Annotated in this window: 17 protein-coding genes; 10 read left to right on the top strand and 7 right to left on the bottom strand. The window is 62.4% G+C overall.

The window, feature by feature from the left end; all coding sequences use genetic code 11:
• The first annotated feature begins 401 nt into the window (after nt 1–401).
• Nucleotides 402–3215, top strand: a complete 2814-nt coding sequence (locus tag GNK13_RS03520; protein ID WP_164101054.1) for a PAS domain S-box protein — start codon at nt 402–404, stop codon at nt 3213–3215.
• 30 nt (nt 3216–3245) lie between these two features.
• Here GNK13_RS03520 and GNK13_RS03515 read toward each other — a convergent pair whose 3' ends face one another.
• Nucleotides 3246–4115: a fumarylacetoacetate hydrolase family protein gene (locus GNK13_RS03515; RefSeq protein WP_164101053.1), complete on the bottom strand. Its 870-nt coding sequence runs from the start codon at nt 4113–4115 to the stop codon at nt 3246–3248.
• A gap of 360 nt (nt 4116–4475) precedes the next feature.
• Between GNK13_RS03515 and GNK13_RS03510 the strand changes: the two genes are divergently transcribed.
• The 4 genes from GNK13_RS03510 to GNK13_RS03495 all read left to right on the top strand — a co-directional run bounded on the left by GNK13_RS03510 (nt 4476) and on the right by GNK13_RS03495 (nt 9821).
• The gene (locus tag GNK13_RS03510) at nt 4476–5855 is read left to right on the top strand and encodes a DUF1501 domain-containing protein (RefSeq protein WP_164101052.1); all 1380 of its coding nucleotides are present in this window, start codon (nt 4476–4478) and stop codon (nt 5853–5855) included.
• 77 nt (nt 5856–5932) lie between these two features.
• A complete protein-coding gene (locus tag GNK13_RS03505) occupies nt 5933–7111 on the top strand; it encodes an enolase C-terminal domain-like protein (protein ID WP_164101051.1) in 1179 nt (392 codons plus the stop codon).
• A 3-nt stretch (nt 7112–7114) separates the two neighbouring features.
• Nucleotides 7115–8509, top strand: coding sequence for an alkaline ceramidase (locus GNK13_RS03500; protein WP_164101050.1), 1395 nt, complete (start codon nt 7115–7117; stop codon nt 8507–8509).
• A 22-nt stretch (nt 8510–8531) separates the two neighbouring features.
• Entirely contained in the window at nt 8532–9821 is a 1290-nt protein-coding gene (locus GNK13_RS03495) for an MFS transporter (protein WP_164101049.1), read from the top strand.
• 20 nt (nt 9822–9841) lie between these two features.
• On the opposite strand, the gene GNK13_RS03490 is transcribed toward GNK13_RS03495, so the two are convergent.
• Nucleotides 9842–10678 carry an endonuclease/exonuclease/phosphatase family protein gene (locus tag GNK13_RS03490; protein WP_164101048.1) on the bottom strand — a complete coding sequence of 279 codons (837 nt, stop codon included), beginning with the start codon at nt 10676–10678 and terminating at the stop codon, nt 9842–9844.
• Between the two features lie 139 nt (nt 10679–10817).
• On the opposite strand from GNK13_RS03490, the gene GNK13_RS03485 reads away from it, so the two are divergent.
• A complete protein-coding gene (locus GNK13_RS03485; RefSeq protein WP_164101047.1) occupies nt 10818–11834 on the top strand; it encodes a YihY/virulence factor BrkB family protein in 1017 nt (338 codons plus the stop codon).
• A 119-nt stretch (nt 11835–11953) separates the two neighbouring features.
• Nucleotides 11954–13279 (top strand): sulfatase family protein, encoded by a 1326-nt coding sequence (locus GNK13_RS03480; RefSeq protein ID WP_203328903.1) that lies wholly within the window; start codon nt 11954–11956, stop codon nt 13277–13279.
• Nucleotides 13280–13300: 21 nt separating this feature from the next.
• Here the strand turns inward: GNK13_RS03480 and GNK13_RS03475 are convergent, their stop codons facing one another.
• From GNK13_RS03475 to uvsE, 4 genes are all read right to left on the bottom strand, one after another.
• Nucleotides 13301–13858 carry a methyltransferase domain-containing protein gene (locus GNK13_RS03475; protein ID WP_164101045.1) on the bottom strand — a complete coding sequence of 186 codons (558 nt, stop codon included), beginning with the start codon at nt 13856–13858 and terminating at the stop codon, nt 13301–13303.
• Complete coding sequence (locus GNK13_RS03470; protein ID WP_164101044.1) at nt 13845–15101, bottom strand: glycosyltransferase family 4 protein; 1257 nt, start codon at nt 15099–15101, stop codon at nt 13845–13847. Before GNK13_RS03470 ends, GNK13_RS03475 begins: the two co-directional genes overlap by 14 nt.
• 204 nt (nt 15102–15305) lie before the next feature.
• A complete protein-coding gene (locus tag GNK13_RS03465) occupies nt 15306–17549 on the bottom strand; it encodes a serine/threonine-protein kinase (protein WP_164101043.1) in 2244 nt (747 codons plus the stop codon).
• A gap of 119 nt (nt 17550–17668) precedes the next feature.
• On the bottom strand, nt 17669–18610 hold the full coding sequence (gene uvsE, locus GNK13_RS03460) for a UV DNA damage repair endonuclease UvsE (RefSeq protein WP_164101042.1): 942 nt from the start codon (nt 18608–18610) through the stop codon (nt 17669–17671).
• A 188-nt stretch (nt 18611–18798) separates the two neighbouring features.
• Here uvsE and GNK13_RS03455 point away from each other — a divergent pair, with 188 nt between their 5' ends.
• The 3 genes from GNK13_RS03455 to GNK13_RS03445 all read left to right on the top strand — a co-directional run bounded on the left by GNK13_RS03455 (nt 18799) and on the right by GNK13_RS03445 (nt 21845).
• Nucleotides 18799–19803 (top strand): L-threonylcarbamoyladenylate synthase, encoded by a 1005-nt coding sequence (locus GNK13_RS03455; RefSeq protein WP_164101041.1) that lies wholly within the window; start codon nt 18799–18801, stop codon nt 19801–19803.
• Nucleotides 19804–19936: 133 nt separating this feature from the next.
• Nucleotides 19937–21226 (top strand): outer membrane protein assembly factor BamB family protein, encoded by a 1290-nt coding sequence (locus tag GNK13_RS03450; protein WP_164101040.1) that lies wholly within the window; start codon nt 19937–19939, stop codon nt 21224–21226.
• Nucleotides 21227–21236: 10 nt separating this feature from the next.
• Nucleotides 21237–21845: a hypothetical protein gene (locus GNK13_RS03445; protein WP_164101039.1), complete on the top strand. Its 609-nt coding sequence runs from the start codon at nt 21237–21239 to the stop codon at nt 21843–21845.
• Nucleotides 21846–21923: 78 nt separating this feature from the next.
• On the opposite strand, the gene GNK13_RS03440 is transcribed toward GNK13_RS03445, so the two are convergent.
• Entirely contained in the window at nt 21924–24104 is a 2181-nt protein-coding gene (locus GNK13_RS03440) for a serine/threonine protein kinase (RefSeq protein WP_235934745.1), read from the bottom strand.
• Nucleotides 24105–24108 lie beyond the last annotated feature (4 nt).

Below are 24108 nucleotides of genomic sequence, written 5' to 3'. Positions count from 1 at the left end.
GGTTCCGAAAGAGCGGGCGACCGTGGTGTCCGCGGAGGGGGTCCCTGGTTGCACGACCGCGCGATCCGGTGAGACTGGTACCTGCCGCCGTCGCGGCCGCTCGTCCAACGGGCCTTCAGCCAAAAAACGCTCCGGACCCCAGCTGTTGGCACGGGGATTGCATGAGCCTGACCGCCTTTTCCACTGTGAGCTCGCCGGTCGGGCGCAGAACTGAGAGGGGAAGCCCGAGCCGGGATGATTCGTGCGGTCGCCCATCAGCCGCCACGGGCCCAGCGCCCGGTTCCTGGGGAGATGCAAAAAACCGGACGCTGGCGCGTGGCGGCTGATGGAGAATCGGAGCTTTGGGGAATGCGTGGCCTTGGAGGAGCAAGGGCACCGGTTGCCAAGGGAAATTGGGACCCATGCTTGAATTTTTGAGACGCTTTCGCCGCGAGCCACGCGCCGCCCCCGCTAGCCCTGCGCCGGAGCCGGCCGCTGGCGGGGCCGCTGCATCGCGGCGAGTCGAGGCCAGCGGAGCGAATTTGCTGGAGAACAAAGCCCAGTTCGCCAAGGTGGTCGCCGGCGTCCGCGACTATGCCATCTTTCTGCTCGATCGCGACGGGAACGTGCAGACTTGGAACACGGGAGCGGAGTTGCTCAAGAGCTACCGAGCCGAAGAGATTCTCGGGGAGCATTTTTCGCGTTTTTACCCCGCCGAATCGATCGCCGCCGGCTGGCCTCAGCACGAGCTGAAGGTCGCCGCGTCGGCGGGGCGTTTTGAGGACGAAGGGTGGCGGATCCGCCAGGACGGTTCGAAGTTCTGGGCCAGCGTGGTGATCACGGCGCTTCGCGACGATGCGGGCGAGGTTACCGGCTTCCTGAAGATCACCCGCGACCTGACGCTTCGCAAGCACAACGAAGAGAAACTTCGATTGAGCGAAGCACGCTTTCGCCTGCTCGTCGATGGCGTCCAGGACTACGCAATCTACATGCTCGATCCCGAAGGGCGGGTCACCACCTGGAATAATGGAGCCGAGCGACTCAAAGGGTATTCGGCGGCGGCGATCATCGGTGAACACTTCTCCCTCTTCTACCCGCCCGAAGCGATCGAACGGGGCTGGCCCGAGAAGAACCTCCGCCAAGCCACGGCGGTGGGACGTGTCGAGGACGAAGGATGGCGGGTGCGGCGGGATGGTTCGCAGTTCTGGGCGGGCGTCACGATCACCGCGGTGCGGGACGACGAAGGCCAATTGCTGGGATTCGCCAAAGTCACGCGCGATCTGACCGAGCGCCGCGCGGCCGAGGAGCGGTCCCGCAAGCTCCACGAAGAAGAGGCTGCGCGGAAAGCGGCGGAGAAAGCCGCGGTGCAAATCGAACAGCAGCGGGAACAGCTCTACGTGACCCTCTCAAGCATCGGTGATGGCGTCGTCGTCACCGATCAGCACGGACGGATCACGTTCCTCAATCCCGTGGCGGTCTCGCTGACCGGCTGGTCCGAGGACGATGCGATTGGCAAACCGCTGGAGGCGGTCTTTCGCACGATCAATGAAGACTCGCGGAAATCGGTTCCCAATCCAGTCGACACGGTGTTCCGCGAAAATCGCGTGGTGGAACTGGCCAACCACACGGCGCTGGTGACCAAGGATGGTCGCGAGGTTCCCATCGAAGACTCCGCCGCACCCATTCGTGGAAAGGGAGGAGAGATTAGCGGCGCCGTGCTGGTCTTCCGCGATGTCTCCGAGACCCGACGGGCGAGGGAGACCCAGCTCTACCTGGCTGCGATCGTCGAATCCTCCGACGACGCGATCATCGGTCAAACCCTCGATGGCCGAATCGCCAGCTGGAACCGGGGCGCCGAGCAACTCTACGGCTACGCGACTGAGGAAATCGTCGGCAAACCGCTTTCGATCCTCGTGCCGGACGACCATCCCGAGGAGTCACCCACGATCACCGAGCGGGTCGCACGGGGTGAGTACATCGAACATTTTGAAACGCAGCGCGTCCGCAGGGACGGCAGCCGCGTCGATGTTTCGCTCACGATCTCCCCCGTGAAAGACGCGGAGGGCAGGATCATCGGAGCCTCCAAAATCGCCCGCGACATCACTGGCCGCAAAGAGGAAGAACGCCGCAAAAACGAGTTCCTGGCACTGCTCGCTCACGAACTTCGCAATCCGCTGGCCCCGCTGCGAAACGGGCTGCAAGTCCTCCAGCTCTCGGGCGACGACCCCGATGTGCTCAGCGAAGTTCGCACTCTCATGGAGCGACAGCTGCAACATCTTGTCCGCTTAGTCGATGACCTGCTCGATATGAGCCGGATCAGTCGCGGCAAGCTGCACCTGCAGAGGCAACGGATTCCGATTGCCCAAGCTGTCGAACACGCGCTGGAGATCGTCGGCCAAGCGATTAGCGAACAGGGGCAGGAACTCACGGTGAACCTGCCGGACGACCCGCTCTTGGTCGACGCCGACGAAACGCGTCTCGCGCAGGTCATCTGCAATCTGCTGATGAACGCCGTGAAATACAGCGACCCTGGAAGCTCGATCGAGCTGACGGTCGAGCGGGAGGGAGCCGAGGCTCTGATCCGGGTCAGGGATCAAGGGATCGGCATTCCCGAGCCGATGCTCCCGCGTGTTTTCGACATGTTCATCCAGGTCGATCGCTCGCTCGAAAAGGCGCAAGGGGGACTGGGAGTCGGGCTCGCGATCGTCAAACGCCTCGTGGAAATGCACGGCGGCTCGATTGCGGCGCAAAGCGAAGGGCACGGCAAGGGAAGCGAGTTTATCATCCGCCTCCCCCTGGTGCTCTCGGTTGTGCAGCATTCGACTCCAGCCTCCACGGCCGCCGACGCCGCGCCGCGTGCGAGCAACCGCCGCATCCTGGTCGTCGACGACAATCGCGACGCCGCCACCAGTCTGACAATGATGCTCAAGCGGATGGGAAACGTGGTCCGCGTCGCCCATGACGGCCAGGCTGGCGTCGAAGCGGCCGCCGACTTCCGCCCCGACTTGATCCTGCTCGACATCGGCATGCCGAAACTCAATGGCTACGACGCGGCTCAGCAGATTCGCCGCTCCCCCTGGGGGAAGAGCGTCAAGATCGTTGCCCTGACCGGTTGGGGGCAGGAGGAAGACCGCCGCAAATCGCAGGCAGCGGGTTTCGACCTTCACTTGGTCAAACCGGTCGAACCCGCGGAGATCGAAAAACTGCTCGCCGGCCTGTGCACGCACACCGCCTAGCGGGTCAGTGCGGAGCGTTGCAGCCCAAAATTACTCCTCTGCCTTGACCGGATTCCGCAGCACGCCCACGCCTTCCAACTCGACTTCGACCACGTCTCCCGGCTGGATCTCCGAAGTCTCTCCCGGCGTCCCTGTGAATATCAGATCTCCCGGATGGAGCGTGACGTACTGGCTGATAAAGCTGACGGTCGCTGGGATGTCATGAATCAAGTGATCGGTCGACTCCTCCTGCTTCACTTCGCCGTTGAGCCGCAACCGCATCATCAGATTTCCATAATCGAGCCCCGTGGCAATATAAGGTCCCACTGGGCCAAACGTGTCGGCCCCCTTGGCTCGCCACCACTGGACGTCTTTGACTTCTTCGTCGTTCTGCCAGATCCGCTCGCTGATGTCGTTGCCCGCCGTCACGCCAAAAACGTAATCCATCGCCTGCTCCTTCGAGACGTTGCGGCATGTCTTGCCAATGACGATCACGAGCTCCGCTTCATAGTGGACCGTTTTCGCATCCTTGGGAATCTCGATCGCCTCGCCCTGGCCGACCAGCGAGGAGAGGCTCTTGTAGAACGGCTGAGGGATCCGCAGTTTCGGCGGGATCTCTTCCTGTCCGAGATGGCTGCGATAGTTACCGGCCAGCGCCAAGACTTGCTTCGGTTCGGTCGGCGTGAGGATCTTGATCTCGCTCAACGGATAGACCGTTTCGGTCGGCTCCCACTCGCCAAACAAATCTCCTTCGATCTCACGGACTCGCTCCCCCTCAAGGATCCCGTAAGCAACCTTGGCTTCTTTCTCGAACCGCAGATAGCGAGTCGGCTCGGCTGCGCTGCCTGATATAGGCAGCGCCACCCATAGCGTGGCCGCACAAACAAAGCTCAGTCCCCAACGATGTTCCAGACGATTCATGGTGCGACTCCTCGACAGCGGTTGAAAACAAAACAGCAATACTGGACAGGGGAACCCGCGGGCAACGGTCCAGACGGCCCCGAGTGTAACGCACCGAGAGAGCCGCTATCAAACCTGCCGCGGGTAGACCCTGCCCCGCCGTGAAAGCTGCATCGCCCAGTGCATGGTTGTCCATATTGGACAGGCATCGACTGAGTTCGCTGCCCAACCAAATTTCTCGCGTCCTCTAGCCGCCCCTCCCTATAATGCAAGACATCGAGGCGGTGTCGCGGTAAAACCCCCACGAGCTCGATTTGGATGGCGCCGCGTCCCGTGCGCGGCGGAAGCTTCTGGAACCTTGCCTGAGCCGGGAGAGCAACGATGTTTCGAGTCGCAGCGGGAAGCACAAAACGGTACTGCGACGGCATCTCCCGACGCAGCTTTGTCCAGTGCGGGGTCGCCGGAATGGCCTCGGTGGGTCTGGCCGACGTGCTGCGCGCCAAGGAGGAATCTCAGGCACTGGGAGCCGGCCGCAAAGACACTTCGGTGATTCTCATCTGGCTCGACGGCGGCCCCGGACACATGGATATGTATGACATGAAGCCCGAGGCGCCGGTGGAATACCGCGGCATCTGGCGTCCCATCCGTACCAATGTGCCAGGGATTGAGATCAGCGAGTTGTTTCCCCGGCAGGCGAAGGTGGCGGACAAATTTTCGATCGTTCGGTCTCTGCACCATGGCGCTGGAGACCACTTCACCGCGGGCCACTTCATGTTGACCGGACGCGGCGGCCCGAGCGGAGCGGCAACCGATGGCCAGCACCCGTCGGTGGGATCGATCGCTACGAAGCTGTGCGGCCCGCGGTCCGCCAGCATGCCCGCCTATGTCGCAGTTCCTTATGCCGCCAGCATCGGCCTCCGACCCGGCTACTTCGGTGCAAACTACCTCGGTCTCGAACACAATCCGTTTGAGCCCGATGGCGATCCGAATAGCCCGGACTTCAAAGTAAACAATCTCGATCCAGTGGCCGGGTTGACGGTGGATCGGCTCGAGGATCGTCGCGGTCTGAACCATCGTCTCGATACCGCGCGACGGATGCATGACGAGTCGAACGAGATTCAATCGATCGACCGGTTTCAGCAAAAAGCGTTCGAACTGGTGGTTGGAGAAAGCGGGCGCAAGGCCTTTGATATCAGTCAGGAGGCACCGCAACTCCGCGATCGTTACGGGCGCAACACTTGGGGGCAAAGCACACTCCTCGCACGGCGTCTCGTGGAAGCCGGTTCCACTTTTGTGACGGTGCATTTCGGAGGCTGGGACCATCACTGGGATCTTCAAAAGGGGATGGAGGATTACCTTCCAAGAGTCGACAGCGCCGTGGCGACACTCTTCGAGGACCTCAGCGATCGCGGCCTGCTGGATAAGGTTCTCGTCGTCTTGTGCGGCGAGTTCAGTCGAACCCCGCGGATGAATGACGGAGGCAATGGCGGAGCTCCGCTGAGCATGGGCACCCCGGGACGCGACCATTGGGGCAACGCCATGTTCTGCCTCCTCGGGGGTGGAGGCGTTAAAGGAGGCCAGATCGTCGGCTCGACCACCGCGAATGGGGAAGCACCCAAAGATCGCGCGCTGACGCCGAGCGATATCCACGCCACGATCTACCATGTCCTGGGCGTCGATCCCACCCTCAGCTTCCTCGACCGCAGCGGCCGCCCCATTCCGGCGCTCGATCACGGCGAACCGATCCGCGAATTGCTGTAACGCGTCAGCAGTCTTGTCGCGGACCATCGATGGCTCTACGTTGACGCCCGAAGAACTCTAACGGGGTCAGCACCGCGATGAAAATTACCGCCGTCGAGACTTTGGTCTGCCACGCCCGAATGCGGAACTGGATCTTTGTCAAAGTCGTGACCGACCAACCCGGCTTATGGGGTTGGGGTGAAGCGACGCTCGAATGGCACACGCGAGGGGTCGTCGGTGCGATCGAAGACCTCTCACAGCTGATCATCGGCGAGGACCCGAGGCGGGTCGAGCATCTCTGGCAGATGATGTGGCGGCAGCATTTTTGGCACGGAAGCGGCGTGACCCGCTCGACGGCGATCGCCGGCATCGACCTGGCGCTGTGGGACATTCTCGGCAAAGTCCATAACGTTCCCTGTCACCAACTGTGGGGCGGCCCGGTCCGCGACTCCATCCGCCTCTACTGCCACCTGGGCGGCGGCAACCTGGAGAGCTTTTATGAGACTCCAGTCGACAACGCTCATCAGTTCGCCGATCTCGCGAGTCAGGCAGTCGCCGAGGGATTTACAGCATTCAAATCGATGGCCGTCCCTCCGACGATGCCGATCGAGGGACTGCGCCCCATCAAAGCCGCGGAAGCCTGTGTGGCGGCGATGCGTGAGGCGGTCGGAGATGAGATCGACATCATGGTCGACTGCCACGCCCGCCCCGCCCCCGCCATGGGCTTGCGGTTTGCCCATGCGCTCGATCCCTACGGGTTGTATTTTCTGGAAGAACCTTGCTGGCCTGAGAATTTTGAGCAGCTTGCCGCCATCAATACCGCGGTCGCAACCCCGATCGCGACCGGCGAGCGGCTCACGCACTTGGCGGCGTTCCGCGACTTGTTCGCCGTTCGCGGATGTGAAATTTGCCAACTCGACCTCACCCACTGCGGCGGATTTACCGAAGCTCGCCGGATCGCCGCACTTGCCGATGCACATCGCATCGCACTGGCTCCGCACAATCCGCAGGGTCCAGTGAGCACCGCGGCCTCTTTGGAGTTCGGGTTCTCCCAACCCAGTTACATTATTTGTGAATCGGTACACAGCGACGTGCCGTGGCGAAACGACATTGTGGAAGAAGGGTTTGCGATTGACCCCGCGACGCGAACCGTGACTCCCAACACCCGTCCCGGACTGGGAGTCACGATCGATGAGGCCGAGGTCCGCAAGTATCCGTTCCAGCAAGAGATTGCCCAGCGCGTCTTTTATCGCGACGGCGCGGTGGGGGATTGGTAAGAAATGGAAAACAAACACCCTCTCCACTTTTCTCATGCTTCCTTTCGCGGGCGGGTCGGAATCGCACGCGTCGACATCACGCCGCCGGTTGGGATCTATGCGCGAAACTGGGGAGCTGCCAAACATGACGTCGCGGAATCGGTCCACCGCCCGCTGACACTCACCGCACTTAGCCTCACTTCGCCATCCCACCCCCAACCGCTGGTCTTTCTCGACGCCGATCTCGGCTGGTGGAAGACTCCGCATACGTTCCGCCAGTTCATGGACCGTTTGCAGGAGAGCGTGGAACTCGCTCCCCCTCGCCTACTTTTCGGTCTGAGCCATACCCACGCTGGTCCACCCTTGATGCAGGCCGAAGAGGCGTTGCCTGGCAGCGAGCTGCTTCGCGACTGGATGGAAGACCTCCTGGCAAAGGCCGTGCAGGTGGTGGACGGAGCCATCGGAACGGCTTTCGATGCGACGCTCGACTGGCACCGCGGGAGCTGCGACTTAGCGGCTCACCGGGATCTGCCCGATCCGGAGAATCCACAAGGCCGCATGGTCTGTGGCTTCAATCCAGCGGGTGCTCCCGACGATGCTCTGTGGGTGGGGCGGGTGGTCGATTCCAGCGGCCGCATTCGCGGAACGCTCACCAACTACGCCTGCCATCCCACCACGCTGGCTTGGGACAACACGGCCATCTCGCCCGATTATGTCGGGGCAATGCGGGAGACGATCGAGAAATCGACCGAGGCACCCGCGTTGTTCCTGCTCGGAGCCTGTGGCGATTTGGCGCCGCGATACCAGTATGTCGGCGACCCGGCCGTCGCGGATCGCCACGGACGCCAACTCGGCTACGCCACGCTGGCGACGCTCGAAGCGATGGAGCCCGCAGGAACGCAGCTCGTCTTTTCGGAAACCGTGGAATCGGGAGCCCCGCTGGCGGTCTGGAAGCACCAGAGCTATCCGTTGCCGCAGGACCTGCGATCCCTCCGCACGACCGTCGAACTCCCGCTCAAGGATTGGCCCACCGCCGAGGAACTCGAGTGCGAGCGTCTTCGCTGTTCCGATCGAGCACTCGAGGAGCGGCTCCGTCGCAAGCGAGACATCCGCCGGGGAATCGGTGATGGAGCGACTTATTCGCTGCCGCTATTCGCCTGGCGAATGGGATCCGCCGTGCTGATCGGTTGTTGCTGTGAGCCGTATTCGATTCTCCAGCAGACGCTCCGGACACGATTTCCGCAGAACCCGATTCTATGTCTGAATTTGATCAATGGATCGATCGGGTATCTGCCACCGGCGGATCTTTATGAGACCGATGTGTATCCGGTATGGCAAACCCCCTTCGACCGCGGCAGTCTCGAGCTGACCATCGATGCGATGACCGAAGCCGTCCAGGCTCTCCTCAACCAACCCTAGCCGCGGACCGGTGGACTTCGGAGTGACAGAGCGCCCCACCCACGTTCGCTATCACGCCCTGACGTGGCTGACGCTAGCGGCTGCGATCTCCTATCTCTGCCGCAACGCGGTGGGGGTGGCGGAGAGCACGATTCGAGAGGATTTAGATTTAACGTTGCAACAGTCCGGATGGTTCATGGGAGCCTTTTTCTGGACGTACGCGTTATTCCAAGTTCCTAGTGGTTGGTTTGCCGAACGAGCGGGAACGCGGGTCGCCCTCAGCGGATTTGCCCTTGGCTGGTCCCTCGCTTCGTTCGGCATTGGGATCGCTCCTGGGTTCTGGCTATTGATCTTCGCCCAACTGATCATGGGGGTCGCGCAAGCCGGCATCTTTCCCGCATCCTGCAATTCGATCGGCCACTGGATGCCTCTTGCCCGCCGCTCCTTGGCTTGCGGAATTCTGGCTGCGGGAATGCAAGTCGGCGCGATCGTCGCCAGTGGGCTGACGGGGATGTTGCTGATGGCGATGGAGTGGCGGTGGGTGTTTGTCGCCTTTGCGCTCCCCGGTGTCGCGTGGGCCGTGGGGTTCTTTGCTCGCTTTCGCGATGACCCGTCTGCAACCCCAACGGTCAACGCGAGTGAACTGGCGCTGATCCGCGCCGATCAACCGCAGAGCGCCGACGCACCGGGGCAACTCCCGACCGGCTCCCACGAGTCAGAGAGCCTGTGGTCGGTCGCCACCCGAGCGTCGATGTGGTTTTTGTGCGGACAACAGATTTGCCGGGCTGCCGGGTATATGTTTTTCGCCAGTTGGTTTCCGACTTTTCTCCAGCAAACCCGCGGCGTCTCGATTGCCGACTCCGGATATCAGCAAGGACTCGTCCTCGCTGGAACTCTGGGTGGGAGCATTCTCGGAGGGATGTTAGTCGACCGAATCTGGAAGACGACCGGAAGCCTTCGGCTGAGCCGTAGCGGCGTCGGCGCTCTGGCCTTGGGAACGTGTGGGCTGCTGATTCTGGCGGCCTGGTTCGTGCAGAGTGTTCCCTTGGCCGTGGGTCTCTTGGCACTCGGAGCGATGTTCGCCGCCCTGGCCGGTCCCTGTGCATTCGCGGCGACGATCGATATTGGCGGAACGAAAGTTCCGCAAGTATTTGGGCTGATGAACATGTGCGGCAATTTTGCCGCGGCAGCGTGTCCGGTTCTGGTCGGGTTTCTCTTTCAGTGGACGGCGAACTGGAATCTCGTCCTGCTGCTGTTTGCCGGGGTCTATATCGCTGGAGCCGTTTGCTGGCTGCTGGTCAATCCCACCCGCCGCGGCACACGCGTCGGTTAGCGGAGGAGAACAGACCAGATTCATTGCGGAGCCTCCGGCAGGAGTTCCAAGACGGCCAGGATCGGGCGGTGGTCCGAGGCCACGGCCTCGTCGAGAACCTGCACTTCGATCACCTTCCACCGCTGGGGTGGGCGGCAGAGCACAAAGTCGATCTGCCGCGTTGGCGTCGCGACGGGAATCGTCGGCAGTGGCTCGCGTGTCGTGTGCAGCCACTGCTTTGCCAGTTCCTCGAGCGTGGGGCTGCCGTGGACATCGTTCAAATCACCCACCAGCAATGCCGGCTGCTGAGCCTGTTCCGCGACTCGCTGATTCACCGCCTTTGCCGAAGCGAGGCGTTCGCGGTCGTCGCGGCGGTGATCGAAATGCGTCGCCAGCAGCAGTAAGCGGTCTTCCAAACCGGGGACATCGATCTCCGCCATCAACAGGCCCCGCTGTTCGCCATCGGCAAAATTGGGCAAGCGATGGTTCTCATGGGCCTGGATCGGGAACCGGGAAAGCACCGCATTTCCGTAGCGACCTCCCTGCAGATCGATGTTGCCCCCGAACGCGACGTGCATCTCAGTCAGCCGCGCCAGCTCAGCCGGCTGGTCCACCGAGCCGCTGCGGCGGACTTGAGAATCGACCTCCTGCAGAGCCACGACGTCCGGTGCGGCGCGCGAGATGATGCCGGCGATCCGCTCGAGATCGAGCGTTCCATCGATGCCTTCCGCATGGTGGATGTTGTAGCTGAGCACCCGCAAGCGAACCGGCTCCCCCGCTAGCCCCCGATTCGCTAGCCCCGGATCCGCTAGCCCCAGCTCCGCCGGCCACAGAAACCCCAACATCCACACCCAGAACACGATCGCGCGATAGTGCATGCTCTCCTCCAACCCTTGAGTGATGCTCTCGCCTCTCGCTGGCCCAGTTGTTGCACGGCGGGTGCGTCATCGAAGCGAGCCGAGCGGCACAGCAGAGGCGCAAGCAGCGCATTGTAGACCAACGTTGAGGAGCATCGAGATGGGGAAGTGGTTTGGGTGGCTGAAGCAGGCCGCAATCGAATTTTCGGACGATGAATGCCTCAGTAGCGGCGCGGCATTGGCCTACTACACGATCTTCTCCTTGCCGCCCCTGCTAGCGATGATCTTTTTTATTGCCGGGCTGTTCGGCGCTTCCCAGGACCAAATCCAGCAGGTCGTGAGCAGTCAGCTGGGCGTGCCGATTGCCGAACAGCAAGCAGGAGGAGCGGAAGGTGACTCTGCCTCATCCTCCGGAGGGGATACGGGCGAGGCGGCGAGCGACAGCGAAGGCCTGACGACAGGTCCCGGGTCACTCGGCGAGCTGGCGGGACGGGAAGGAGCTCAAAGCGACTTTGCTGCCGGACTCGGTCCGCTCTCGAAAGTCATCGGCATCGCGATCTTGATCTTCTCCGCGACTGGAGTCTTTTCGCAGCTGCAGTTTGCCTTGAACCGCGCCTGGGAAGTCGAGCCGGATCCGGAGCAAGGGGGGATTCGCAACTTCATCGGCAAACGGCTCCTCTCGCTGGGCATGATCCTGGTGATCGCCTTCCTGCTGCTCGTCTCCCTGGTTCTGACCACCATGCTCGAACAGCTCACGCAGATGGTGCTCGGCGAGCCGGACCAAGCAGGAAAAATCATCGGCTTCCTCGTCAATAATCTCGTAGCTCTGGTGGTCGCGATCCTCTTATTCGCCGCGATGTTTCGCTGGTTGCCGGACGCGAAAATGCGGTGGCGCGATATGTGGGTGGGAGCCACGGTGACAGCCGTGCTGTTCATTATCGGAAAGCTGCTGATTGGCTTTTATCTGCAGAACTCAAAGATTGGTGCGAGCTGGGGGACCGCCGCCGCATCTCTAATCGCGATGCTCGTCTGGGTCTACTATTCGTCGCTGATCGTGCTGTTCGGTGCCGAGCTGACCCAGATCTGGGCGCGGCGTTTCGGCAGTGGAATTGAGCCCACCGAGGGAGCAGTCCGGATCAAGGAAGAGAAACGCCACGTTCGAGGGGCCGACTCGTAACGGTCGGTGGGAATTGCACCGGTGGCGAGCGAAGTGGCTGGCGCCGCTTTACAATAGGGGCCCTCTCTCCTCGCCGTGCACACCCCACGACTATCTCCCCGACCATGACCCCGCAATCGATGACCAAATACATTCTCCTTTGCTTTTCCCTTCTGGCACTTCTGACCTTGGGTGCGGACGCACTCCGCGGCGCCGAACGGCCGAACGTCGTGATCCTGTTCGCCGACGACATGGGCTACGGCGACCTTGGCTGTTATGGGCATCCGCAACTCAAGACGCCGAACATCGACCGCCTGGCGGCCGAGGGCATGCGGCTGACCTCCTTCGTCACCGGGTCGTGGTGCGTCCCTTCGCGGGCCCAACTGATCACGGGCCGCTACATGCCGCGGATCCAGTTCAAAGGGGGCACCGGCGCTGGCGGCCGTGGAGGACTCCCCGCTTCGGAATGGACGCTCGCCGAGGCGCTGCGGGACGCGGGCTACCGAACGCACATGCTCGGCAAGTGGCACCTCGGCTACAAAGACAAACAATTCCTGCCAGTCCACCAGGGTTTCGAGACCTGGTTCGGCCTCCCCTACTCGAACGACTACATCAAGCCCTGGGTGCAGACGGATGAACCGCTGGGTCTCTACCGGGGCGACGAGATGGTGGAGCACCCGTTCGACCAGGATCCGCTGACCCAGCGCTACACGGCCGAAGCGGTGAAGCTGATCGAACAGCATTCGGGTGAACAGCCGATGCTGCTCTACATGGCCTACGCAATGCCTCATTTGCCACTCCACGCCTCGGACGACTTCCGCGGCAGCTCGCAATTTGGTCTCTACGGCGATGTGATCGAAGAGCTCGACTGGAGCGTCGGAGAAATCCTCGCGGCGCTTGCGCGGCAAGGGATGGCTGAAAACACGCTGGTCTTCTTCGCGTCGGACAATGGGCCCTGGGTCGAGATGCCGCCGCGGATGCTGCAAGCTGGAAACGAGCGGTGGCACGCCGGTTCAGCCGGGCCGCTTCGAGGTTCCAAAGGCATGACCTACGAAGGCGGCCCGCGGGTACCGGCGATCCTCCGCTGGCCGACAACCATCGAGCCGGGACAGGTAACGCCGGAACTGGTCGGGATGCCCGACATCTACCGCACGCTGCTGGCGGTCGCCGAGGCGAAGCTCCCCGAGCACGAACTGGACGGACACGACCTGACAGCATTTTTAAGTGGCGCGGAGAAGCGTTCTCCCCGCGACGACTATTTCTACTTCCGCGGCCAGTTGGAAGCCGTCCGCGTCGGCGACTGGAAGCTGCGAACGGCCAGCGGCGAGCCGGAGCTGTTCCACATGGCCAGCGACCCATTTGAGCGAATCAACCGAGCCGAGAGCGAACCGGACAAGGTGGCGGAGTTGACCGCGAGGATGCAAGCCATGGCCGACGAAGTTGGCACCCAGGTGAGAGGCTTGTAACCATCCGCGTGACTGGCTCCGCTAGCGACGGCACGACCGGCGGGCGACGACCGTTGGGACGGCTGGCGGCAACTGGGGTTGGAATTCATCGAGCAGAACTTCATAGCCGTGCTGCCGCAGCCTCTCCGCGGTCCACACCGATCGATGCGTCTCATAAGGATTGCCGTGAGCTGGACCTTGCACCATCTCCCTCGCGGGCGTGATCACGAGTGAGCAGCCCCCGGGAGCGAGCCGGCGTTCGATACTGGCGAGTACGTCGCTCGCATCCTGCTGCTCAAAATGCTCGATCACGTCACCGAGCAGCACCATCTCGTAGAGCCGCGAATCGCTCCGCAGGTGCTCGCGAATATCGCGGAGATAAATCAGATCGTAGAGCTCCCAAACCGGGTTGCGATACTCCGACCAAACTTCCACCCCGGTGAGAAACGTTCTCCACGGTTTGGTTCCGAGATCGACCCACTGGCGGACTGCCGCGCCGAGCATCCCGAATCCCATCCCGAGATCCAAAATCGTCGCCGGTTGGCGATCAATCAGCTCTCTTGCGATGGTCGGAATCGCCATGTAGCTACCGATTGGCACCAGCCCTCCCCTGGCTCTGAAGCCACAGAGCGGCAAGCAATTGCTCGTACTGCCGCGCCATTTGGCTGGCGTATCCATATCGGTTGGCTAACCGCCGGCCTCCCGTTGCGATCGCCCGCCGGAGGTGCGGATGCTCGCCGAGCTTCCGAATCGCAGTGGCGATCTCCGTGGCATCCGGCGCAACCACTAGCCCGTCCGCATGGTCGGTTACTAGGTCGGCGATCAACCCGCAAGCGGTGCCGATCACCGGCACCCCGCACATCATCGCTTCCATCGATACAAGCCCATAGCCTTCCTGACGCGAAGGCAACACGAAAGCATCCATCGACGCGTACAGATCGCCGAGGTCTCCGTCGCCTTCGGTCAACACGAACCGGCCCGGCAACCGCGCCATGCACAGCCGAAGGAGATCCTCCCGCATTCCTCCGTGCCCGACGAGCAACAGTTTGTAATGCGAGGGAAGCTGAGCCACAGCTTCCACGACCAGCTGCGGGTTCTTCTCTTCACTGAAGCGTCCCACGAATCCCACGAGAAAATCCTTCCCGCTGATCCCAATCTGCTGCCTCGAAACTTGGCGAGGCTGCGTTTTGACCAGCCGCCGCGGGTCGACGCCGTTGAGGATGATGCTGACGGGCCGGCCAGCACAGGTTGCCCGCTGCACATGCCGCGAAACGGCGATGATATGATCGATCGCCGGTTCGATTCCCAGCATTCGGTCGCGTGTGTACTCCCCGTCCCCATGCGCGACGAACACGGTCACCGGAGGTTTCGCCTCCAAAATCCATTCACTCACTTGCGCAGCATGCATCCCCGGGTCGGAGACCATCAGCACGTCGCAGTGCGAGGCCGCATGGATCACACTCTCCCGCCCTCCCACTTCCACCGGCATTCCCATCCGGGCCACCTGACGGCGATCCACCCAATCGGTTAGCACCACCGCCCGTTGAAACCTGAGCCGCGATGGATGCGCGTAACGCCCGAGCGACGCCTGCCAGTACTCGATGCCCGCGGGAAGCAGTGCGGCGCTCACATGCGCAACTTGCAGTGGACGATCGAGCGGCCAAACTCCATCGGCACCAACCGCCCCTTGGACGCTCGGCGATGCCTGGGAAAACAGTTCCCAGTCCTGCGGTTCGCCCGACTGAACACTCATGCCCGACTGAACACTCATGCTCGACTGGGCATTCATGCTCGACTGGGCATTCATAGTCGACTGGGCGGGCACGCTGGCGTTCGCGTACATCGCGGGCTGCGTCGCACCCGCAGGCTGCGTCGCACCCGCAGGGTTTGGGTCCGCGGTCGATCTTTGCCATTCCGTGTGCCGACGAGTCGGAAGCGTCGAAGCATCGAGAGGAGCATTGGGTGATGATCCGAAGTCTTGATCGCGACCGCCGCTCGAAAACTCACTGTCAGTCATAGAGGTAGTTCGTGTCCATGGTGCAAAATTTTACTGGGTGTCAACGTGCATGCCGACGAGCTTCCCTCGCCCTTGTGCGCTGGGTTTGGAGAAAGCCGGCGAATCCGGATCGAGTGACTCCACATTCTCCGGCGAGATCATGGCAAACATCGATTCCACGATGCTGCGTTCGACCTCGGGAGTCACGATCCACTGGTTCCCTGAAAACCACGGCGAGTACTGAGCGGGATCGCCTGAATTGGCGTGCAGAGTCCGTGCTTCGGCGACAAGGTTTTCCTCGATCCGTATATCCTGGTCGATGTCCGACAAATTGCAATTGAATGCGTTCTGGAACCCGGAGAGCGTGTTATGACGAAACACGCATTTTGTCGCACTCTCCGCCGTCGGGAGCGAGATGCTCAACCCGTTGCGCCCTTGCAACAACAGATTGCGTTCGATCCGCAAGTCATGGACGCGGCCTTGGACGACGATTGGAATTCCGTAGGTTTCCGATGCGGCTTGAATGCGATTGTGATGGACATGGACATGCTCGACTGGCGCGTCGCCGGGATTGAGCGAGCCGATCACTAAGCCCACGGCACCGGCGTCGAACCAGCAGTTCGAAACCTCTATCGGATCTTCGCTGGCCCCCGTTCCACCTCCCTCGAAAAACAGCATTCCCACCTTCATCTTTTCCGGTTGCTGAGTTTCAAACCGAACGCGGCTGAAATGCAGCCCGGGGCAGTTCCCCGCGACGATGACCCCGTTTTGCGTCTCGCTCGCCTCGATGACCAAGTCGCGAAGTTCGCAATTCGGCACACCCGCGATGTGAATGACCGGAGCGTCGAGCGGGCCGGCGACTCGCACCCCGTCCTGCCCCACAATCGTTAGCCCGGCCAAACGATCCGCATCGGTGATCTCGATCGTTTCGTAGTACCGCGCCGGCAGCAGCTCGATCGTGGAGTCGGGTTGAGCCGCGGCAAGCGCTGCGGACAAGCTTCGAAACTCACCACTTTCGGGATGCACTTGGAGGACCCCGTCGGCCAACCAATCCTTTCTCTGTTCCGTTTCCACGCGAGTCGCATTGCTGGGGGGCGAGCGGAAGAAACTCCAAACGCCCCCGCTGATCAGAATCGCTAAGGCGGCTGTGACTCCGTGCCGCCGAAGCAGATGTCGCTTCGTTTTGGCTGCGGCCTTCGCTGCGCGGTCGAGGCTGTTCCCGCTGAGTCTCGCCTGGTGCGTTTGAGCGGACCACTCGAGGAGCAGCGCAGCGACTTCTTCGGCGCTCCGTGGACGTACCTTGGGGTTTTTGCTGAGCAGCCGGCTCACCAGCTGGTCGAACTCCGCTGGAATATCATCCACCAGCGAAGCGATTGGTTTGGGCTGGAAATCTCGGACTCGGGTTGCGGTGGCGAAGGAGGTCGAAGCATGAAAGGGGCTCTTGCCGGCAAACATCGCATACAGGACGCAGCCGAGGCTGAAGAGGTCACTGGCGGGAGTGAGATCTTTGCCGTCGACCTGCTCCGGCGACATATAGGCGGGTGTCCCGACCAAGTCTCCCAAACTGGTAAGATCCGAATTTTCCTGCACCAGCCGGGCGAGGCCAAAATCGGTGAGTTTGACCCTCTCGATGCGATCTTCGAGCATCACGTTGCCCGGTTTGATATCGCGATGGATGATCCCGTGTCGATGGGCCGCCGCGAGCCCCGATGCGATCTGGGCACCGATCCGCAGCACGTCCTCATACGGCAGCGGCGCGTCCTTTTGGATCCTGGCTTGCAAGGGCTGGCCGTCGACGTACTCCATGACCAAGTAGGGAGTATCGTCTTTCTCCGAGACGGCATGGATCGTGACGACATTCGGATGGTTGATGCTGGCCGCAGCCCGGGCTTCGCGCAAAAAGCGTCTCTGCGCCCGCTCGCTCGAAAGCAATTGGTGCGACATCACCTTGATCGCGACATTGCGATGCAGCTGTTCGTCAAAGGCGCGGGCGACGATTCCCATCCCGCCGCGGCCGACGACGTTCAAGATCTCATAGCAGCCCATCCGCCCCAGCGAGCCTTCTTGCCGGGGCGGATCGAGTGGCACTGGAAACGGCAGTTCCAACACCGGCTGAGCTTCATCGAAACGCCGCGTGCGTTCGCCCTCGCGGTTGGTCGTCGCCGCGCTCGGAACCGTCAGCAGGTCGTCGGTAAAACCGCTATCCGCCCGTGCAGGTTCCAACGCCTCCGGCTCGCGCGGCGAGTCATCGCCGCCTTGGACCGGCGGTTCATGCTGATCGTCCTTTCCGGCCACGAGCTAGCTCCGCTGCGATCGAGACACTTCCGCGGCAATTGCCGCAACTCCCCTCCTGGGGGGCACCAAGGCTGCTCATCGTACAGCAAAGCGAGGCGGAATGACTATCGGTCTCAGGCTCAACCGCTCCTCGGTGAGAGGGGCGTGTCGAATCGCTCCCGCAGTTCCTTCTTCAGCTGCAAGACGGCGAGCTCCTTTGCCTTGGCTTCGACTTCGACAGTCACATCGAGACCGAACCAGCACTCGGGAAAGTCTCGCACGTCGATAAAGTCATGGTGGCGCTGCGGCTTCGGTCCGCTCCACCCTTCGAGAGGGCTGGAAATGTGGAAGAGCGGCGTGCGATCCCAGGTGGTGAGAGCCCGTTGGGTCGCTTCTTCGATCGTCAGAGCGTCGCGGTGGCAGCGGTGATGGTGCACGTCGTAAACCAGCGGTAGCCCTTCGGCTTGGCACAGCGGCAGCAAGTCCGAGGGCGTGTAGAGGGTGTCATCGTTCTCGACGGTCAAGCGACTTCGGGCCCGCTCGGAGAGGCGACTGAGATTCTGAGCGAAGCGATCGAGGGCCGCTTGCTTGCCGTCGTACGCCCCGCCTCCATGGACGTTGAGGACGTCAGCCCCCACCCACTCCGCGACCTCCGCCTGATATTCCAGTTCGGCGAGCGAACGGTCCACGACGTCGAGCCGAGGCGAGTTCAACACCACGAATTGATCGGGATGGAAGCAGGTGCGGAGGCCATGCTCAGCCGCGAACGTGCCGCATTTCCGGAACCGGCGGACGATCTCCTCGCCGTCGGGCAGTTCGAGCACGTCGTAACCGCATTCGGCATGGGTCTTCAGCGGCAGGATCTGACTGTTGATGCGGAAACAACCGATGCCGTGCTCCGCACAGAACTTGAGCGCTGCCAGGAGAGCCTCGGCGTTCGTAATGCACAGCCCCGAGAGCTTCGACAAGGCTGCGCCGCGATCCATGGGAGCAGTGGCCTTGACCGTGGTGTTGCGGAACTTGATCGGCTGATCGCGAAAGATGCAGCACAACCCAAGGCGGATGGACGAGTCGTCTTTCATGCTTCCCCTGGTCCTCTTCCCTGTCGCATTGGCAGGCGTCGCGGTAAGATCCGACGACCGGACTACCTGTCCCGGACTATTTGTAAAATGGTCGGCGGTTTTCAAGCATGCAAATTGCGAAGCGGCGGACTTCCAGTCGCAAGGAATTCCAAAAGTCGCGAGACGAAAGGAACGGCAACCGAAATCCGATGAGCCCTGTGCTGAGCGGAGAATCCCCGCAGGACATCGCCCAAGCTGCGAAGATTTTGCGGGGGGGAGGGCTGGTAGCGCTACCGACCGAAACCGTCTACGGACTCGGCGCGGACGCTGCTAACGAGCACGCCGTCCGCCGCATCTTCGCGGCCAAAGGCCGACCGGCCGATCATCCCCTGATCGTCCACTTGGGTCGAACTGCGGATCTGGAGCGGTGGGCCAGGGAGATTCCTCCGCTCGCGTGGCGTCTTGCCGAGCGGTTTTGGCCAGGTCCGCTGACGCTAATCCTCAAACGCAATCCCGACGTCCCCGCCGTGGTGACCGGAGGCCAAGCAACGATCGGTCTCCGCGTGCCGGCTCATCCCGTGGCACTGGCGGTCCTGCAAGCGGCCGAGACGGGCGTGGCAGCCCCTTCGGCCAACCGTTTCGGACGAGTCAGTCCCACGACGGCGGAACACGTGGCGGCGGAACTGGGAACGGCCGTCGATGCGATCCTCGACGGTGGCCCCTGCTCGGTGGGCCTCGAATCGACGATCCTCGACCTCAGCGGAAATAGTCCGCAGATCCTTCGCCCCGGGGCGATCACCGCGGCGGCGATCGCTGAACTCATCGGCGAAACGCCAGGCTCAGGGGGTGCAAGCAGCCCTCGAGTCCCCGGGCGTCTTCCCTCCCACTACGCCCCGCAGACTCCGCTGCGATTGCTCGACCGCCAAGCACTCGCGGCGGCCGTCGAGCAACTCTCGCCATCCGATCCAGCGATTGCGGTCCTGTCGATGCAGCCGCCGCCAGCGACGGCCGGGCAGGTGCAATGGCTGGAAATGCCCGAGGACGCGGAGGCCTACGGCCGGAGGCTCTACGCCCGCCTCCGCGAAGCCGACGCGGCCGGCTGCCAGTCGATGCTCGTCGAGCGCCCTCCGGCCACGCCGCAGTGGGATGCGGTGCAGGACCGCCTGCGCCGCGCCGCGGCCACCGAGCCCCATCCCAGCCCTCCGCCTCGTTAAACTGTTCGGACAGCACCACCTTTGGATTCGTGCGCCGCGGAGGCTTCGCTTCCATCCGCCCCCGCGGGCGACCGCTTGTTAGAAAACCGATGCCCTGGGGATCGCCATGAAAAATCGAGTCGCTGTTGCTGTCATGCTGGGTTGCCTTGCGATCGCCTCGCGAGGCTACGGAAACGGCCAGGATTGGCCGCAGTGGCGAGGCCCCGAAGGCAGCGGCAAGACTTCCGCCACGGGCGCTGTGACCGAGTGGGGGCCCGAGCAAAACGTCAACTGGCGAATCGACCTGCCTGCGGCAGGCAACTCGACTCCGATCGTGTGGGACAATCGGATCTTCGTGACGTTGCCACTTGCCGAAGGGAAAGAACGGGGATTGCTCTGCGTCGACCGCCGAACCGGCGAAGAATTGTGGCGTCAAAGCGTGGTCTATGAGGAACCGGAAGCCACTCATAAAACCAACCCCTACTGTTCGGCCACGCCCGTCACCGATGGACAGCGGGTGATCGCCTGGTTTGGATCAGCGGGCCTGGTGTGCTGGGACCTCGAAGGGAAGGAGCTGTGGCGCCGCGATCTCGGCAAGCAGGAGCATATCTGGGGCTACGGCTCGTCTCCCATCTTGCATGAGGACCTCTGCATCCTGAATTTCGGTCCCGGCAGCCGAGAGTCGCTCATTGCTGTGGATAAGACCACCGGCCAAACGCGTTGGGAAGTCCAATCGTTGGACGACGAGGCGGAGCGGAAACTCAGCGGCCCCGAGAACGACGGCAACGCCAACGACTTTACCAGCGATGCACCACGCCGCGAACGACTGCGTGGGGCCTGGAACACGCCGATCATCGTGGAAGTCGATGGCCGCTCGGAGCTGGTCGCGGTACTCCCCCGGCGCGTCGTGGCGTTCGATCCAGCGACAGGCCAGCAGCTCTGGACCTGTGGAGGAGGCGCTCCCTTGGCCTATGCCTCACCGATCGAATCCAACGGGGTGATCGTCGCGCTGGGTGGTTATGGCGGTGCGTCGCTCGCCGTTCGCGCGGGCGGTCGAGGCGATGTGACCGAGACGCATCGGCTGTGGCACAAACCGCGAGACCGCGGCTGGCTCGGTACCGGCGTGGCCCACGAAGGGGCCATCTACGTCTGCGACCTCGGCGGCGTGCTAGGCTGTCTCGATGTGCGGACAGGCGAAGAGCTCTGGAAGTCCCGGACCGGCGGTGGAGGGACGTGGTCCAGCATCACGCAGACCGCCGATGGGCTGATGTACCTGCTGACCAAATCGGGGACGACCACCGTTTTCCGCCCCAGCCGCGAGGGCTTCGAGCAAGTCGCCGAGAACGAGCTCAACGAGTCCACCAACGCCTCAGTCGTCGTCGCCGGAAGTGATCTCGTCATCCGCACCGATGACGCGCTGTGGGCATTCACATCCTCTCGTTAGGAGTGGTTTCATGCGCACCTTCGTGCTATTCCTTGCTGCGGCCGCATTGACTGCTGGAGTCGCAGCCAGCCAGGATCGAGTCGTTAAAGAAGGCGCTACGGCCGAATCGACCAAGGCCGTGCGTACCTTTATGGTCCGGTTCACCGAAGTCCGTCTCGACGCCGCTCCAGATCCCAGCCTCACCGCCGACGAAGTGGTGAAACTGTTGACGGAACCTGCAGACGACAAAGCCCCTGACGACAAAGCCCCCGAAGTCGTCGAGATGGTGCGTCTATCGGTCCTGGAGCGGAACCCAACGATGGTCCAATTCGGCAGAAGCGCTGCGGTGACCACGGGTCAGAGCTTCAGCGGGAGAGACCGTCCCCCGGTGCGACAAACGCAGATGATGCAAGTCGGGACGGCGGTGCATGTCCTCGCCACCCCCCAGGACGATAAGGTGCTCTTGGAGACGACGTACGAATCTTCACGCTTCGATGGCGAGGGAACAGCCGACGGCCCACCGGAGATCGCGACCGTTCAAATTGCGGGCAGGCTCTTACTCGAACCTGGAAAGCCAACGCTCGTTGGTGGCACATCGGCGAAGAGCGGGACCTACCTACTTGTCATCATCGAGGAATAGCCGCAGTCCCCCCTGCAAATCCGGGGACGCCAGTGGAAAACCGATATTGACTGAGCCGAACTGGACAGCGCTGTCCTCCTAAAGGGCCGGATTCGGCTGCAGGGTGGTTTCCGCTAGACGCTGGGTGTCCTTGTCCACCGCAACGATCTGCGTTTCCTGGCTCAGGTGTTCGGCCCACCATCCCCTGGCTTCCTTCGGTCCCCACGCGTGTGCCGAGCGGCACTGTGAGAGCGCTTCCTCCAGCACGCTCGCGTCGGCTGGCCGCTCCCCGGGTTGCTTCGCCAGGCACCGCATTAGGATCTGCTCCAAATCCTCATCAAGGGTGGCGCCGCGTCGCTGCGACGGAGGGGTGGGCTCAGTATGGATGTGCTGGTTGCAGATCTCGACAATGCCTTGGCCCTCAAACACCGGTCGGCCGGTCAGCATGAAATAGCCGACAGCCCCGACGGCGTAGATGTCGCTACGGAGATCGACTTCGGTTTGCTGGATCGCTTCGGGCGACATATAGAGCGGCGTGCCGGTCAGCGAACCCGCAATCGTCATCTGGCGGTCGCCGTACTGAGGTTTGACAAGCCCGAAGTCGAGCAGTTTGACAAAATCATACAACCCGCCCCGCTGGGTCAGCATGATATTGGCTGGCTTGATGTCTCGATGGATCAGGGCCAGCCCATGGGCCTCGGAGAGCGAGCCGCAAAGTTGCCGCAAGATGTAGATCACCCGGCCTTCGGGCAACGGTCCAAAACGCGCAATCATGGCTTCCAGGGACACGCCGTCCAAGTACTCCATCGCGTAATAGAAAACGCCTTCCGGTGTTCGTCCATAATCGTAGATCGCAATCGTGTTCGGATGCGTCAACTGGCTAGTCAGTTGGACCTCCCGCTCGAACCGGACCAGCGCCTGCTCATCGCTCCGGTCGGTGTGCAGCAGCTTGATGGCCGTCGGCCGCTGCAGCATGTCATGGCGGGCGCGATAGACGACGCCCATGCCTCCCGAACCCAGTTTTTCCCCGAGGGCGTACTGCCCCAATCGCTTTGCTTCCAGCACCGCGTGTCGGGCGTGACGCTCCAATCGGGATGCGTGATAGGTTAGGCCGAACATCCCCACGGTGGCAGCGAGAAGCACGCCCGCGAGGATGCGGAACGCCATCCGCAGTCCGTCCAAGGGGCGGAACGCTTCGGCAGCGCTCACTTCGGTGGCCACTCCAAACCCATACTCGGGCAACCACCGCCAGGCTCCCACGACGGGTACGCCGCGGTAATCGCGATAGCCGGAAATGTCGACACCGTTCTCACCGGCAGCCACCGCGGCCGCCATTCGCGTTAGAGGTTGCTCGGAGCGACGCAACAAAGGTCGCAGGCCGGTCGTCATATCGACGCCGGGATCACGGACACGGATGTTCAGCAGCGACCGCGTATGCTCGTCGTCCTGCAGCAGCCCGATGCGTTTGAGTTCGGCGTCGAATCGGCTGTTGGTCAGCAACACGCCTTGAGCGTTCAAAGCATACGTATCACCAGTGGCTCCGGCTTGGGCGACGCGGAGGATCTGCGTGAATTCATCTTCTGGACGGATCCTCACGCAAAGCGCCGCGATGATCTGGCCATCGTCGCTGCGAACCGGGGTCGCGATGTACATCACCGGTACTCCGGCCCGCGGAACCCCGTCCACGTCGGCCAATAGCAGCATGGTTTTGAACGGCGGAAGGACCAAGGTTTCCCCATCGAAGACTCCCTCCAGTACGCTCTCAAACGTCTGCGTGAGTTGCGTGCCGCCAATCCCATAGTCGGTATCGCCGGCCAGCACCAAACCGCTGCGGCCGACGACCGCGAATCCCTGCGCGCCGTGCGTCTCGAGCCACGGCCGAAGATGCTCTCGCAGGACGCTCCGGTCGGGTGAAGTGAGCAACTCGGCGGCTACCGATTCCGGGTTCTGCTCCGCCGTGTCGGCTAGCTTCGCTACGGTCGTGCGCACGGTTTGATCGTGGCCCAGCGATTCCGCATCGGCCCGCTGGTCAGCAAGCCAAATCTCCAACGCCGCGACTTCGGTGTCGAGCAGGGCCTGGAGTTGCCCGGCCAGGTTTGCCTTCATCTCCCGCTCGACCAGCCGATGGGCCCACCAGCCGGTGACGGCGATCAGGAGCCCCGTCAGCGCCGGGCCGATCCACAGCCGCTTGCCCGATAGCGAGTCTGCAGTGACGGAGCTGACGGTCCGCCTCAGATGCGTAATCCGGGACGCGGATGTCGACGATGATTCGGCATTCACAGGT

Origin of the sequence: Candidatus Laterigemmans baculatus (assembly GCF_010367455.1) — a bacterium.
Taxonomy (GTDB): domain Bacteria; phylum Planctomycetota; class Planctomycetia; order Pirellulales; family Pirellulaceae; genus Laterigemmans; species Laterigemmans baculatus.
This window is presented reverse-complemented; position numbering and strand designations above follow the sequence as displayed.

Coding starts and splice junctions, on each gene's coding strand:
- GNK13_RS03510 (WP_164101052.1), top strand. CDS start 4,476: ATGTTTCGAGTCGCAGCGGGAAGCACAAAACGGTACTGCGACGGCATC.
- GNK13_RS03485 (WP_164101047.1), top strand. CDS start 10,818: ATGGGGAAGTGGTTTGGGTGGCTGAAGCAGGCCGCAATCGAATTTTCG.
- GNK13_RS03515 (WP_164101053.1), bottom strand. CDS start 4,115: ATGAATCGTCTGGAACATCGTTGGGGACTGAGCTTTGTTTGTGCGGCC.
- GNK13_RS03455 (WP_164101041.1), top strand. CDS start 18,799: ATGAGCCCTGTGCTGAGCGGAGAATCCCCGCAGGACATCGCCCAAGCT.
- GNK13_RS03505 (WP_164101051.1), top strand. CDS start 5,933: ATGAAAATTACCGCCGTCGAGACTTTGGTCTGCCACGCCCGAATGCGG.
- GNK13_RS03500 (WP_164101050.1), top strand. CDS start 7,115: ATGGAAAACAAACACCCTCTCCACTTTTCTCATGCTTCCTTTCGCGGG.
- GNK13_RS03520 (WP_164101054.1), top strand. CDS start 402: ATGCTTGAATTTTTGAGACGCTTTCGCCGCGAGCCACGCGCCGCCCCC.
- GNK13_RS03470 (WP_164101044.1), bottom strand. CDS start 15,101: ATGTACGCGAACGCCAGCGTGCCCGCCCAGTCGACTATGAATGCCCAG.
- GNK13_RS03450 (WP_164101040.1), top strand. CDS start 19,937: ATGCTGGGTTGCCTTGCGATCGCCTCGCGAGGCTACGGAAACGGCCAG.
- GNK13_RS03490 (WP_164101048.1), bottom strand. CDS start 10,678: ATGCACTATCGCGCGATCGTGTTCTGGGTGTGGATGTTGGGGTTTCTG.
- GNK13_RS03480 (WP_203328903.1), top strand. CDS start 11,954: ATGACCAAATACATTCTCCTTTGCTTTTCCCTTCTGGCACTTCTGACC.
- uvsE (WP_164101042.1), bottom strand. CDS start 18,610: ATGAAAGACGACTCGTCCATCCGCCTTGGGTTGTGCTGCATCTTTCGC.
- GNK13_RS03445 (WP_164101039.1), top strand. CDS start 21,237: ATGCGCACCTTCGTGCTATTCCTTGCTGCGGCCGCATTGACTGCTGGA.